Raw genomic sequence first — 13,552 nt, 5'->3', positions numbered from 1 at the left:
TTTCCGGACCGTACATCAATTCTATCCTCATTTGTAACATTTGTAAATGGAATTGAACGTACAAACTATCGATTACCGAGGGAGTCTACCGATCCGCTGTTCGGAGGACATACGAAACGGCGGGCCAGAGCCGAAGCAAATCGGCCGCTAGCCCACCGTCTCATATTGACTGAGTTGAGTCAGTTGTCTTCGTTCAGAACGTCACACGTTCCGGCGTTGACCGCCTTCCAGATTTCTTCTTCGGTCGGCATTGCCGTGGAGCATTCCAGACGCGCTGCCACGATCGCACCGGCACCGTTGCAGCCCTGAATGATCTTCTCCAAATCCCAACCCTGCAGTAGACCGTGCACCAGCGAGCCGCCAAATGCGTCACCAGCACCTGCGCCATTCATGGGCACGCACGGCAGTTCAGGCACAACCAAGCGCTCGTCGGCCGTCTTGGCCAGTGCGCCGTCGCGCCCCTGCTTGACGATGGCGATCTTAACGCCGCGTTCCAAGAGTGCATCTGCAGCACGCTCGGGGTCCTTCTCCCCTACTGCAATTTCGCATTCGGTGCGGTTACCCACTGCCACGTCGGTGTATTCGAGACACTCGGCGTAACGCTGTCTAGCGAGTTCAATGTCGTCCCAGAAGATGGGCCGCCAGTCCATATCGAAAATTGTGTATGGCTTGTGGCCGCGCATCTTCAGTGCGTCAATGTGGGTGGTGTAGGAAGGATCCTCTGACAGGCCGGTGCCGCTGAACCAGAAAATCTTGCAGTTCTTCACGGTTTCCTCGGGCAGATCGGAAGTCCTGATCTGCAGGTCCGGAGCCGACGGCTCGCGGTAGAAAAAGAACGGCGCGTCGGGAACAAGCTCGCAGAACGTCACCGGTGTGTTCAGGTTCGGATCGGTGATGACGAATTCATCGCTGACACCTAGGCGACGCATTTCGTCGCGAACATACTTTCCGAATGGATCGTCGCCCACACCTGTCAGGATTGCCGCATCTTCACCCAGTTTTGCCGCTGCCACCGCGACATTCATCGGCGATCCGCCGAGGAACTTTTGAAACGTCTTTACTTGATCAAGGGGCGTGTTCACCTGAAGGGGGTAAACATCCACGCCACTGCGGCCAACGGTTAGAACGTCGTGAACTGCCATGACCTTTCTCCTCACTTCGTCGTGCTATTCAGCTTGGACATTTCCAGTGTACGACAAAGTCGAGCATTTGTCACTACATTTAGCGACCATGCTCAGCTTTGTTCAGTGATCAGTCAGTCTCACAGGCCCTTGGCGGCCTCGATCAGCGTCTGGGCGCTCATCTCGAGTCCCTTGATCATGTCGTACTGGTTGTCCTCATGTTCGACAGAGACGTTCATATCCGGGTTGATCGCCGCGACTGCCTGGCAGAACTGCGTCCAGAAGCTGACGTCATTGCCACCACCGAGATATACGAAACGCCATGCAGGATCCTGCGGCCAGACCTGGCACCAGTGTGCCATTGCGCTGGGGTAACGATCGTCCTCATTTTCCGGCCAATGGCCGAATCCTGTATCCAAGACGCCCTTGGTTGCCACCCCTGCCTCGATCTTCGTGTCCTTGGCATGGACGTGCAGAATGTGGTCACCCAGCAGGTCGATGCATGCGAGAATGTCCATCTGCTGCCACATCAAGTGGGACGGATCCAGGTTCACACCGATGTTGCGCACACCGGTACGCTCGACGAAGTCGAGGAATCCGTGTGGGGTGAAGATCGTGTTATGAGGGTGAAGTTCCCAGGCGATCTTCACGCCCGCATCGCCGGCACACTGATCGATCTCCTTCCAGTAGTCGGCAAGGACATCCAGCTGGTATTCCAGCACCTCCCCATACACGCCGTCCCACGGGTTGACCACCCACGAGGGGTAGCGTGCACCGGGGTCGGAGCCGGGTGCGCCCGACATTGTGACAACCTCGTTGACGCCGAGCAGGCCAGCCAACTTGATGGCTCGTTTAAGGTCATAATCATGTTTGGGACCGACGTCGGGCAAAGGGTTGACGGGGTTACCGTTTGCATTGAGTCCGGCAAGTTTCATCTCCCTGTCAGCGAAGATGCCGAGGTATTCGTCGCGTGCCGTCTGCGAACTCAGAAGCAGATCCACATGCGCGTGCGGGCTGGGTACGAAGCCGCCGACGTTGACCTCGGCACCGTTCAATCCCATTGACTTGGCGATATCGAGTGCCTCTGCCAACGGGTAGGAGCCGAGGCACTGCGTGTAGAAGCTCAGTGTTAAAGACATGGTGTTCCTTCCGGTCGTTGAGAATTACTGTGACTATTTGATGTCGACGCTGGCGCCGCCATTCGCGGCAGATTCTGCGACAGCTGCCTGGATACGCATGGCGCGGTAGCCGTGGTCGAATCCGGGAACCTCGGGAAGTCCCTCGTCGATGCCGGCAACCTGGTCAAGGAATGCGCGTGCCTGGTAGGTGAACTGGTCGATCTGGGTGACACCGACGCCTGCGAACGCCATCGAGGAGCCATCCTTAAAGTACGGGAAGTCGGGTCCCACCAGTATGCGGCGCGATCCTGTCAGGCCGCGCGCTCCTGCGTTGTCAACCAGCTTGATTTCTGCTGCGCGTGACATGTCAAAGGCTGCCTTGGCTTTCGTGCCGCTGACTTCGAATTCAAGCTGGTTCGGATCGCCCACAGTGATGCGTGACACCGCCAGCGATCCGACCGCGCCGGATTCAAAGTGCGCGGTAAAGATGGCCGCATCGTCGTTTTCCACCTTTTCAGTTGCCTTCGCATCGGTGGAAATCCCTCGACCTCCGGACACACCCTGCACTGCCGGTGGACGCATGGTAATCGCAGTGGCGAATGCGGCACCCGAAACGGACTTGATCTGCCCGCATACAAATTCCGCGGTGTCGATCAGGTGTGACCCCACATCTCCGAGGGCGCCTGACCCCATCGGCCCCTTGTACCGCCATGCGATCGGGGTGTTCGGATCGGCTCCGTAGTCGCAGGTGTAGCGACCGGTGAAATGGACGATATCGCCCAGCGCTCCATCCTCGGCCAGTTTGGCAATTTCAGCGATGCCAGGCTGGCGACGGTATCCGAACCCAACGCCTGTAACGACGTCGGCCGCAGCAGCAGCTTCTGCCATTGCACGGGCATCGTCGAGGTTGTCCGTCAAGGGCTTCTCACACAGGACGTGCTTTCCGGCCTTGATCAGTTCCAGGGCGATTTCACGATGCAGTGCATTCGCGACAACGATCGAGACCACGTCGATTTCCGGGTCTTCTGCAATTTCGTGCCAGTCAGTGACGGTCTTGTCGTATCCGTATGCGCGTGCGGCATCTTGCGCGAATGGCTCATAGGCATCGCAGATTGCAGCATATCGAAGCTGCGGCAGCTTATGTGGATCGTAGATAGTCGTGGCCTGCCGCCACGCGTTGGCGTGCGTGCGACCAGCCATTCCTGCGCCGATAACAGCTACTGAAATTGTGTGACCATTCATCATGACTCCCTCGTCGATCATCTGTTGGTGAGTCACCGCCCCGAGCTACGCAAGCGGTGAATTAACGGCGCTATTCATACGCTAACGCGCGTTAACTACGAGTAATAGTATGGTTTGTTCTCACAACTGTCAAGGCGAATCGTAAAGTGAGTCGCACTACGGGCGGGCGAGGTTGCGTGAGGAGGCACGCACGATCAGACGCGGCTCAACGACGCGTTCGGTTCCGACCTGCCGGTTTGCCTCGATCAGGTCAAAACTCAGCTGCGCCTGCTGCGCCGGCTCCTGGTCGATCGAGGTGAGGAGGAACTGCGGATTCTCCGCCAGATAGGTGTTGTCGTAACTCATGACCGGGAAGTCAATACCCGGCCTGGCGCCAGATGCCTTCAGATACGCCACAACATCGATGGCCATCAGATCGTTTTGAACCAGATAACACGTCGCCTCGCGTGACGTCAGTTCTCCTAAACGCCCATCGCGGATCGTGTAGTGCTCCAGTTGCAGCCCAGCCGCATCTGTTTCCTGCTCGATGGCAGCAAGACGATAGCGTGTAGACGCATCGGTCTGATCATTTGTCACGTACACCACCTGCGTACAGCCGGTGTCGACCGCGTGGTGCGCAATCAGGCGCGCTGCTTTGAATTCATCAATATGAACCGTGCTGATGAGCTCATGCGTCAAGGGAACACCGGCGGCAACAACCGGGTAGCGTTCGGCAATCGACTGGTAGATCTGGGAGTCCTGATCGGGGGTGACCAGGATGATGCCACGCACACGTAACTGATCGAATTGGTCCAGCAACCGCTCCAGACGCCCCAGATGCCCGGCAGCTGTCGCGGCCAAGGTGAGCAAACCGCGCCGATCTGCTTCATTCTGGTAGGCGGAGACGAGCGATTCGAAATATGGGTTGCGCAAATTGGGCAGCACCACGCCCACCAGAGTGCTTCGAGCTGATGCCAGAGTCGCGGCCGTGAAGTTTCGGCTATAGCCCAGTTCTCGCGCGACTTTCTGGATTCTCTCCACGGTCTCTGGCGCTACGCGGCCAGAGCCTGACAGTGCGAGGGAGACCAGTCCGCGTGAAACGCCTGCCGCTTTGGCGACATCAGCTTGCCGAACCGGTTTCATGTGACTTCTCCCCTGCTTGTCGATGCACGCTTGACCAACTTGGTCGGCACTGCTATTTCCACGTCATCAGTCCGGCCTTCGCGGCGTTCCAATACCAGCCGGATAGCCAGCTTACTGAGCTGCTCAGCTTCCTGATCCACTGACGTCAATTCGGTTCCGGGGAAACGTGCCAAATATGTATTGTCGAATCCGGCCACACCAACATCCTGGCCGATCGTCAGCCCTGCCTGCAGCAGGACAGAGATGACGCGGAACGCCGTCATATCGTTGTGTGCAACGATTCCAAAGCCTGAGCCATACCGAGCGATGATGTCCTTTACGGTGGTGACGATGTCCTGATCTGAGACCACACGGGTCAGCACGTCCTGTCCGCGTGATGTCACGACTGACGCGTACCCCGCCTGCCTCAGTGAGGCCGTTTCACTCTCCATATCGATGTCGGTACAAATATGGATAACGGGTGCGTATCCCTCGTCCATCAGATCCCCGGTGACGAGGGCACTCCCGCCCTCGTCATCTGCGCGAACCAGATCGATACCGGCAGGCGCTGACGAGGCTGTGAGGATCACAGCGGGTGTTCCCCGTGTCAATGCGGCCAGTTCGTGAGCTTTATGGCGCGGCGACACGAGCAATAATCCGTCGACCCCGAAGTCAAGGAAGCGTTCGATCGCGGATTTTTCGCGTGCAGAATCGGAGGTGGCGATAAACAGCCCCAGGCGTTCAGCGTCGCACGCCTCGCGCGTTTGCTGAGCCAACACGGCATAAAACGGGTTGTTGAGGTTCGGGAGCAGCATTCCGATGACGCCGCTGGATGCTGTCGCCAAGGAGCGTGCTGTCGCATTGACGCGATATCCGCTCTTTTCTATCGCCTTGAGGACTGCCTGGCGTGACGAGGGCGCCACTCTCGGATCATCATTGACAACCAGCGAGACTGTCTGACGGGAAACCCCCGCCATGCGAGCAACATCTGTCTGTGTGATCCGCATGCGGGGGCCTTCCTGTGAGTCTGGACTGTCCTCCAGCTTATCGAGCATCCGGAAACTCGGAGCGCAGACGCTCCAAGACCCGCGTATTCATCTCATCGGCCCATTCATGCCACCCAAAGATGCACACGGAGAAGACTCCATCGAAGTTGACCTCGCGCAGTGCGTCGAACAGTTCGCTCCAGTTGACCTCGCCCTGGCCGATTTCATTGTGCTGGTGGACTCGGGCGTCAACACCGGGCGGGTTGACGATGTAGCGGTTACCGTCATTGGCCGCGTGGTTGTAGGCATCGGCCACGTGCACCTCGCGCAGCTTCGGTGCGCAGTGTTTGATCATCCGTTCGATGTCGCCCTTGCCTTCGGAGATATGGAATGTGTGAGGCCCGCAGTACTCGTAGCCGATCCAGTCCTTGTTGACGCCGCGGATGATGGAATAGGCCTCGTCGTGAGTTTCGACAAAATCGTAAGGGTGCGGCTCCATCGCCAGCTGGATGCCGTATTTTTCGAAGTCACCAGACAGCTCGTCAATCGACTTGTACCACTGGTGTTCACACTGGACGAGGGTGTTGGGGTTGCCGGAGAACTCGGAGACTATTTTGCGCACGTCCAGGCGGTCAGCAGCTTCGAGCAGGGAGCGCCAGTTGCGCACCTGCGCCTGACGTTCCTGTTCGTCAACAGATGACCAGTTAAAGACCGGGTTGAGAGTCTCGATCTTCACTCCCGTATCTTTTTCAGCTTTCTTGAGCTCGTCAATGAGGTCGTCATCCCACTTCGGATGGCGCTGCCAAAAGTGGAACTCTGTGTTGGGTGATAGCTCGACGTAGTTGAAACCAAGCTCACGAGCCTTATGCAGGGTCTGAGCCGTTGACATGGAGCGGTAATACATGTTCGGATCAAGTGCGATGTGAACCATTGCGTCCCTTTCGATGTGAAAAATGTGCGGTGTAAGGATCTGACTCCGTTTGTCGGTCCTGCATTAACGCGCGTTAAATCGGTAGTTCCAATGTAGCTGTTTTACACACGAACTTCAATAGCGCGGCGAGTCCAGCGAGGCGCTCCCAGGTATAAACAGATCCGGTGAGCGCCCCACTGTCTGTCTCAGGCGTAGAAATCAGGCTTGTCGATCATGCTGACTCGAACAACCTCCCCGCCCTTTTCCTGCGATTCCAGTGCTGCGTTGACAACGGCAGTTGCCGCGTACCCGTCCCACGCCGTCGATCCAGTGTGTTCATCGCGCGCTACTGCGTTGATCCACGCCTGTACTTCCGCGTTGAACGCTGTCTGGAAGCGATCAATGTGCGATCGACAGATCGGATTACGGTTGCCAGCCATGTCGCGGATGTGGATGCCCTCCTGATCTCCGAGGCGCACTGCCGCCGTCTCCAGGACGACTTCACACTCGATGGAGTATCCCCACTGCAGACTGACGTTAACTTCATCATCGAGGCGAATGCCGGAATCTGTGTACATGACCAACACGATGGGCTCATGCAGATCCTCGCGCGCCTTGGTGGTCTGACGTACCGGATCGACGCGAACCTCCACGATTTCTTCGCCCGTCATCCAGCGCATGGTGTCGATCTCGTGGATTGCCGTGTCATCGATGAGCATGCGCGATGAGTAGTTCTCTGGCACACTCGGGTTGCGATGCCTGTTGTGCACCATGAGGATCGGACCGTTTTCACCGGCATCGGCAATAGCCTTGATCGAATTGTAGGCAGGATCGAAGCGGCGCATGAATCCCACGGTAGTCAGGCGCTTACCTGCCTTCTGTTCGGCGTCCATAATGGCCAGACAGTCCTCGGTAGTCGTCGCCAGCGGTTTTTCACAGAGTACATATTTGCCAGCTTCGATCGCGTTGATCACGTCGGGGGCGTGCACACGGCCGAAGGTGGCAATCAGCACTGCATCAACATTCGGATCTGCAATCAGTTCCTGGCCTGACGCATACGCTGTCCCACCAACCGCATCTGCGACCTGCTGCGCGGCCTCCAGGTTGACATCTGCGGCTGCAACAATCTGCCCCCCTGACAAGTCATTGATGATGCGCTCGACATGGGCCCGCCCCATTCCGCCGCAACCAATCACACCGATTCGCACGGTCATCGTCTTCCTCCTATTTGTTCCGATTTGCTAGAGCGTGCCAAGGCCAATGGAGGCCAGATATTCGCGCGTCTTAATGGCATTGGGCAGCGGGAAATCAGGTGCACACGGGTACATGTCCTGCTCGCACACGCAGTAGATCTCTCGATCAAGTTCCGAGAGCGCGTCAATGAGCTGAACCATGTCGGGGGCGCCGGCAGGTGGACGCACTGCTGCTCCCTTCGCGACCGCCTCGCCAAATGGCCAATCCTTCTCATGGGCTTCACGTGCAATGTCCATGTCGAAGGACTTGATATGCACATAGGTAATGCGCTCGGGGTACTTCTTGATCATTTCGATCGGGTCGCCTCCGCCGTAGACGATGTGTCCGGTATCGAGGCAGAGGTTGACATACCGAGGATCGGTGGCATCGAATATGCGGTAGATCTCTTCGGGGGTCTCAATGTGGGAATCGCCGTGCGGATGCAGCACCATTTTCAGACCATAATCATCAAGCAGCAATTGTCCCAGCTTGTTGGCGTTTTCGATGTAGAGCTTCCAGGTGTCTGGATCCAGCACACGATCATCCGTCCATTCCCACGTCTTATCATCGCGGTACAGCGGAGGCAGGTGCACCATGTATTCGGCGCCCACCGCGGCAGCCGTTTCCGCCATCTCACGGAAATGGCGCTCAGTTTCTGGCCATGCTTCCTTCTTGTGCAGGATGCCCCACCCTGTACCTGAGACGACCTTGAAGCCAAATTCATCAGTCCACTTGGTCAGCTCCTTGGGATCAGTCGGGAAGTATCCCCACGGTCCGGTTTCAAGAATCTCAAAGCCTGCCTCGGCCATTTCCTTCATCGCCTGGCGTGGCTCGATCTGCTTGTCATCTTCGGCAAACCACACTCCCCACTGGTCGGGACACACCCCCACGACCAATTTGGAGTATTTCGGGTTTTCGGTGTTCCTGGATTTTCCGCTCATCATTGAACCTTTCTCTTCAGCGCACCTGCCTGAATGGGCTCACGTCGCTCTTCTTTCACCCTTTTGGCGCGCGCCAAAAGTGTATCGCGCATCACTGACTTATTCAAGTGAAAGTCACACATTTGTCGCTACATTCCCCAAATCCCTCTACATCAGGCTATTTACCATCATGAAGGGCCTCAAATTTGGAGTAGTGCACCACAATTGACACTTTGTACTAGCAATCGCCAGATGTATACGTTACTGTAATGACCGTACGAGCGAGGTGAGCCTCCTCGGACACGCCATGCACTAGGTGGTGCGAATGCCCACCAAGGCATATCGCGCCCGAGTTGAAGGAGAAACGCTTTGCAGATGATGCAGGCTGAGGCTTATGCCCCAGCGATTTCACTCTCATTGCTCAGCCGCGACTGCTCCATATCCCACGGACAGCGCCATTCTTTCACGCCTGCACCTACTTGCTGCAGACGATCCTGAGACGAATTATCCGCGAGGCCTCGCACACTTTCTCAGATCATCCCACTGACTTCCATAAACAGAATCCGCTATGCCTGGAACCTCAGACGTGAGGGAAGAAACGACATTAATCACGAAAAAACGAGTCTGAGACGGCATATTCAGAAAGGAAAGTTCCACAATGACTGCACTCGTTGACACCAGCATGACCATGCCAGCAATCCGCGAGCAGGAGTACGCCCACAGCGGCACCTTTACAATTGTCCTGACGGTTCTGCTTGCTCTGGCCGCCGTCCTGGCAATCGCCGGCCTGTTCGTTAACCCAGCGCTGACCATCGCAACCGGTCTGGCCACCTCGATCCTGACACCAGTCGTGGTCGTCCGCCAGATCCTGAAAGCGGCTGACCAGATCTGATCTGGTCGCACGACGCATCAAGCGCGGCAGCAGGAACACACCTGTTGCCGCGCTTGCTTTATGTCTTAAGACGCGAGCAGCGGTAGGCGACTGAGCCCAGTCCCCTACCGCCCGCTCGTCATCTTCACAGGTAAAGGCGCTGCGTTGCCTTCTTCTCTTCGTACTCCTTGCGAGCCTCGGTGGTCGAATCGATGCGCGAAACCTCGGCCACTGCAACATCCCACCAACTTGAGCTCGGCGGGTTCGGTCCGTACAGGTCAGTTTCGATGTGGATCATCGTCGCCCTGTCGGATGCTTCGGCCTTGCGGTAGGCATCGCGGAACTCGTCCATCGTTGTCACGCGCAGTACGTCCAGGCCCCATGATTCAGCATTCTTGGCGATATCGACCGGCAGGTTGTCACCCGGCTCGTTGTGCGCATTGCCTGCACCCATCGTGTAACGGGTGCCGAACCTCTGGGATCCGTGCGACTCTGACAGCGCGCCGATCGAGGCGAAGCCGTGGTTCTGCAACAGGACATAGATGACTTTCACGCGCTCCTGAACGACGGTGGCCAGTTCCATCGGCAGCATCTGATAGGTACCGTCACCGACGATTGCGACAACCTCGGAATCAGGATGAGCCAGCTTAACACCCAAGCCGGCTGGGATTTCATATCCCATGGTCGAGAAGGCGTACTCCACGTGATACTGCGTCGGGTTCTTCGCCTGCCACAGTGCCTGCAGGTCGCCGGGCATAGATCCGGCAGCGTTGATGACGATGTCGTTGTCACCCATCATCTCGTTCAGTGCGCCGAAGACCTCCAGCTGGGAGGGCAATGGCTGATGATCAAGGTGGTACAGCTCCTTCGTGGTTTTCTCCCACGCTGCCTTCTCATCAGCGATCCTGTGCGAGTACTTATCATCGACATGCCAGCCATCAAGCGCGCCGGTCAGTGCGACAAGTGCCTCTCGCGCGTCAGCCACCAGCATTTCTCCAGCATTCTTCACTGCATCGAAGGGCTTGACGTTGATGTTGACAAATGCGACATCCGGGTTCTTGAACTGGGTGTGCGAAGCTGTCGTGAAGTCCGAGTAGCGTGTGCCCACACCGATGATCAGGTCAGCTTCGTCAGCCAGGTGGTTCGCACTGTCGCAGCCCGTCGATCCCACGCCGCCGACGGCCTGAGGGTGATCGAAGTTGATCGCACCCTTGCCTGCCTGAGTGTCAGAGACCGGCATCCCGGTCGCGGCCGCAAAGTCACGCAGGGCCTGGGATGCCTCGGAATACTTCACCCCACCGCCGGCAACAACCAGCGGCTTTTTCGAAGCCTTAATGGCGTCAACCGCACGATCCAGCGACGCCTGGTCCAACGGAGCGCGACGAATGTGCCACACGCGCTTGCGGAACGCCTTGACCGGGAAGTCATACGCCTCGGCCTGCACGTCCTGAGGCAACGCCAGCGTCACTGCACCCGTATCGGCCGGGTCAGTCAGCGCACGGAAAGCCTGCATGAGTGACGGGAGCAGCTGTTCAGGACGATTGATCCGATCGAAGAACACGCTGACCGGGCGGAACGCATCGTTGACCGAGGTATCCAGTGTCTGCGCGTTCTCAACCTGCTGCAGCACGGGATCGGGGTAACGGGTGGCGAAAATATCACTGGGGAACAGCAGAACCGGCAGACGGTTCGTCGTGGCCAGTGCGGCGCCTGTGACCATATTCAGTGCGCCAGGTCCGATCGAAGACGTGCATGCGAAGATACGCTGACGGTTGGTCGCCTTGGCGTAGGCGGCAGCCGCGTTGACCATTCCCTGCTCGTTGCGCGGCATGATGTAGGGCAGGGATCCGCCATCGGGTTCGGGGTCCAGCTCGTTTTGCAACAAAGCCTGTCCGATTCCCAGGACGTTGCCGTGACCGAAAATGCCGAATGCACCGGAGACAAAGCGATGTTCTTCCCCGTCATGCTCGACGTACTGGTTCACCAGGAAACGGACGATTGCCTGTCCAACTGTGAGGCGTACTGTTTCTTCGTTGGCCATTACTTCACCTCTGATTCTTTAATCGGGAAGAACGGGACTCGTTCGTCAATGTCGAGCCCTTCCCATTCCTGTCGCATCCACGTGTGGACCGGGTCATCTGTCATGAGCCATACTGAGTCTTCAGCCGGGCCGCCCATCACGTTGAGATAGTACATGTCGTATCCGGGCGCAGCTGCCGACGGACCGTGGTAGCCATGAGGCACGATAACGGTGTCACCGGAGCGCACTTCGGTACACACATCGATCGGGTGTCCCGGCGAATCATAGACGCGCTGCAGGCCCAGGCCCTCAGTTTTTTCGTCGCTGCCGGACAGGCCACCCTCGCGAATCTCGAAGTAGTAAATCTCTTCAAGGACGCGTTCAGTCTCTGTGTGCTCATCGTGCTTGTGAGGCGGGTAGGAGGACCAGTTGCCGCCGGGGGTCAGCACTTCGGTGACCAGCAGGTGCGACGTTTCCACCTCATTGCCGAGGGCGTAGTTGTTCACCTGTCGAGTCCAGTTCCCGGAACCACGAATGCCGCTGTTGACTTCGTCAATCGGGCAGTACCGCACGGGCAGATCTCTGGCCGCCTTGGTTGCCGGCAACGCAAAGCGGCCGTCGGTCGTTGCGGTGAGCGTGAATTCCTTGCCGCGCGGGATGTAGATGTAGTCGGTGACTCCGGTCCAGATGGATTCGCGGCCAGCTAGCTCGTAGCGTTCGCCGTCGACCTCGACGGTTGCTGAGCCTTCGAGGGGAAGAACCAGCAGTTCTTCGCCCTCGGTGTCGACTTTCTGGGACTCGCCTGCTTTGAGCGCGACGACGCGCAGCGAGCACCATTCCCAGCCAGCACGTTCAGCGGAAATCGAGGTCTGGAACTTGCCTTCGGCCGTGGATCCGGCCTTGATGACGTATTTTTCGTTGTCGTTCACAGTAACTCCACAGTATTGTCGACAGCTTTGGTGACATCGCCATCGGTCGGGAACAGAAGGGACCGCCCGATGACCAGGCCAAAGACGTTCGGTTGTTGCAGGGCGACGTGCCACTTCTCCAGTGTCACGTCAGCATCCTTGGACACCTCGCCGCCCAGGATCAGCGACGGTAGTGTCGCAGCTTCCATGACGCGCTCCATGTCATCGACACATGGCAACTTCAACCAAGTATAGGCGGATGTGCGACCCAGGCCCGAAGCAATAGCCATCGACTTGATGACGGCATCAGGAGTCAGGTCGTTCACGACGGAGCCGTCCACCCACTTCGACATGAAGGGTTCGATCATGGTGACCAGTCCCCTGTCCGACATTGCGTTGATTGCATCGGCTGTCGCCTTGAGGGTGTTGGCCGTGGCGGGGTCTTCCAGGCAGATACGCGTCAGCGTCTTGCCACCGTCCAGCCTGGCCTTTTCAATGCCGTCCGGATCGTAGCAGTTGAATTGGTCGTCCATTTCGAACTTCGAGCCGCGCAAGCCCACGCGGTTCATCGAGCCGTAGACAAGTTTTCCGTCCAGAGCTCCCAGCAACGTGAGATCCTCAATCATGTCAGCCGTACCCAGGAAGCCGTTGACACCGGGTCTGCTCAATGCTTCCACGCAACGCTCGAGCACGTCGATGCGGCTGGCCATCGCCATGTCATCGCTTCCTGCTCCCAGCGCGCCGCGCGCAGGGTGGTCACAGGCGATGATCATGAGCTTGTCGCCTTTCTTCAACTCGCCCGGCTTGCGTGATTCCAAAGCTTGCGCAATCCGCTGCGGTTCATACATCCTGATCTCGGGAATTTCCCTGATAGCTACCATTTCTTCTCTCATCGTCCTACGAGCCCTATTGCTCACGGTCACTCCACCAGGATCGGTCGGGCCAGCGTTGTGCCCGTCCGGCTCTTGGTTCTTGACTACACTCATTATCTCTCACATAGTTCCCATCGTCAAGATTTTGTCAGTACAATTTAAGGTTTTCCTGTGCAGTTAGATACAACAAGAGGATTTTGACACTGGGTGAACTTCCTTTTTATTTGTCATCTCCAACCCCTTCAAAATG

Annotated in this window: 12 protein-coding genes; 1 reads left to right on the top strand and 11 read right to left on the bottom strand. The window is 57.5% G+C overall.

Annotated elements, in window-relative coordinates; genetic code table 11:
- Nucleotides 1–179 precede the first annotated feature (179 nt).
- The 8 genes from iolC to BLT69_RS04450 form a co-directional block, all read right to left on the bottom strand.
- A complete protein-coding gene (gene iolC / locus BLT69_RS04485) occupies nucleotides 180–1,142 on the bottom strand; it encodes a 5-dehydro-2-deoxygluconokinase (protein ID WP_070726535.1) in 963 nt (320 codons plus the stop codon).
- Nucleotides 1,143–1,261: 119 nt separating this feature from the next.
- Complete coding sequence (locus BLT69_RS04480) at nucleotides 1,262–2,260, bottom strand: sugar phosphate isomerase/epimerase family protein (RefSeq protein ID WP_092648491.1); 999 nt, start codon at nucleotides 2,258–2,260, stop codon at nucleotides 1,262–1,264.
- A 33-nt stretch (nucleotides 2,261–2,293) separates the two neighbouring features.
- The gene (locus BLT69_RS04475) at nucleotides 2,294–3,517 is read right to left on the bottom strand and encodes a Gfo/Idh/MocA family protein (RefSeq protein WP_307876271.1); all 1,224 of its coding nucleotides are present in this window, start codon (nucleotides 3,515–3,517) and stop codon (nucleotides 2,294–2,296) included.
- A gap of 120 nt (nucleotides 3,518–3,637) precedes the next feature.
- A complete protein-coding gene (locus tag BLT69_RS04470; protein ID WP_058236531.1) occupies nucleotides 3,638–4,603 on the bottom strand; it encodes a LacI family DNA-binding transcriptional regulator in 966 nt (321 codons plus the stop codon).
- Nucleotides 4,600–5,637, bottom strand: a complete 1,038-nt coding sequence (locus tag BLT69_RS04465; protein ID WP_083314456.1) for a LacI family DNA-binding transcriptional regulator — start codon at nucleotides 5,635–5,637, stop codon at nucleotides 4,600–4,602. Before BLT69_RS04465 ends, BLT69_RS04470 begins: the two co-directional genes overlap by 4 nt.
- Nucleotides 5,627–6,499 carry a sugar phosphate isomerase/epimerase family protein gene (locus BLT69_RS04460; RefSeq protein ID WP_070726532.1) on the bottom strand — a complete coding sequence of 291 codons (873 nt, stop codon included), beginning with the start codon at nucleotides 6,497–6,499 and terminating at the stop codon, nucleotides 5,627–5,629. Before BLT69_RS04460 ends, BLT69_RS04465 begins: the two co-directional genes overlap by 11 nt.
- A gap of 185 nt (nucleotides 6,500–6,684) precedes the next feature.
- On the bottom strand, nucleotides 6,685–7,692 hold the full coding sequence (locus tag BLT69_RS04455) for a Gfo/Idh/MocA family protein (protein ID WP_070726530.1): 1,008 nt from the start codon (nucleotides 7,690–7,692) through the stop codon (nucleotides 6,685–6,687).
- A gap of 27 nt (nucleotides 7,693–7,719) precedes the next feature.
- A complete protein-coding gene (locus tag BLT69_RS04450) occupies nucleotides 7,720–8,652 on the bottom strand; it encodes a TIM barrel protein (protein ID WP_058236875.1) in 933 nt (310 codons plus the stop codon).
- Nucleotides 8,653–9,289: 637 nt separating this feature from the next.
- Here BLT69_RS04450 and BLT69_RS04445 point away from each other — a divergent pair.
- Complete coding sequence (locus BLT69_RS04445; RefSeq protein WP_058236527.1) at nucleotides 9,290–9,523, top strand: hypothetical protein; 234 nt, start codon at nucleotides 9,290–9,292, stop codon at nucleotides 9,521–9,523.
- Between the two features lie 124 nt (nucleotides 9,524–9,647).
- Here the strand turns inward: BLT69_RS04445 and iolD are convergent, their stop codons facing one another.
- Genes iolD through BLT69_RS04430 form a run of 3 tightly spaced genes read right to left on the bottom strand, consistent with a single transcriptional unit; the run spans nucleotide 9,648 to nucleotide 13,311 of the window.
- The gene (gene iolD / locus BLT69_RS04440; RefSeq protein WP_070726528.1) at nucleotides 9,648–11,543 is read right to left on the bottom strand and encodes a 3D-(3,5/4)-trihydroxycyclohexane-1,2-dione acylhydrolase (decyclizing); all 1,896 of its coding nucleotides are present in this window, start codon (nucleotides 11,541–11,543) and stop codon (nucleotides 9,648–9,650) included.
- Nucleotides 11,543–12,451 (bottom strand): 5-deoxy-glucuronate isomerase, encoded by a 909-nt coding sequence (iolB, locus tag BLT69_RS04435; protein WP_070726526.1) that lies wholly within the window; start codon nucleotides 12,449–12,451, stop codon nucleotides 11,543–11,545. The genes iolD and iolB overlap by 1 nt, the downstream gene beginning before the upstream one ends.
- Complete coding sequence (locus BLT69_RS04430; RefSeq protein WP_058236524.1) at nucleotides 12,448–13,311, bottom strand: Cgl0159 family (beta/alpha)8-fold protein; 864 nt, start codon at nucleotides 13,309–13,311, stop codon at nucleotides 12,448–12,450. Before BLT69_RS04430 ends, iolB begins: the two co-directional genes overlap by 4 nt.
- Nucleotides 13,312–13,552 lie beyond the last annotated feature (241 nt).

This window comes from Schaalia radingae (genome assembly GCF_900106055.1).
GTDB classification, from domain to species: domain Bacteria; phylum Actinomycetota; class Actinomycetes; order Actinomycetales; family Actinomycetaceae; genus Pauljensenia; species Pauljensenia radingae_A.
Note: the sequence above shows the minus strand (reverse complement) of the source record. Positions and strands in the feature narration are given on the sequence as shown.

Excerpts from the sequence above, each read along its gene's own strand:
- BLT69_RS04445 (WP_058236527.1), top strand. The coding sequence starts at position 9,290 with ATGACTGCACTCGTTGACACCAGCATGACCATGCCAGCAATCCGCGAG.
- BLT69_RS04480 (WP_092648491.1), bottom strand. The coding sequence starts at position 2,260 with ATGTCTTTAACACTGAGCTTCTACACGCAGTGCCTCGGCTCCTACCCG.
- iolC (WP_070726535.1), bottom strand. The coding sequence starts at position 1,142 with ATGGCAGTTCACGACGTTCTAACCGTTGGCCGCAGTGGCGTGGATGTT.
- BLT69_RS04465 (WP_083314456.1), bottom strand. The coding sequence starts at position 5,637 with ATGCTCGATAAGCTGGAGGACAGTCCAGACTCACAGGAAGGCCCCCGC.
- BLT69_RS04430 (WP_058236524.1), bottom strand. The coding sequence starts at position 13,311 with ATGGTAGCTATCAGGGAAATTCCCGAGATCAGGATGTATGAACCGCAG.
- BLT69_RS04470 (WP_058236531.1), bottom strand. The coding sequence starts at position 4,603 with ATGAAACCGGTTCGGCAAGCTGATGTCGCCAAAGCGGCAGGCGTTTCA.
- BLT69_RS04450 (WP_058236875.1), bottom strand. The coding sequence starts at position 8,652 with ATGAGCGGAAAATCCAGGAACACCGAAAACCCGAAATACTCCAAATTG.
- BLT69_RS04455 (WP_070726530.1), bottom strand. The coding sequence starts at position 7,692 with ATGACCGTGCGAATCGGTGTGATTGGTTGCGGCGGAATGGGGCGGGCC.
- iolD (WP_070726528.1), bottom strand. The coding sequence starts at position 11,543 with ATGGCCAACGAAGAAACAGTACGCCTCACAGTTGGACAGGCAATCGTC.
- BLT69_RS04460 (WP_070726532.1), bottom strand. The coding sequence starts at position 6,499 with ATGGTTCACATCGCACTTGATCCGAACATGTATTACCGCTCCATGTCA.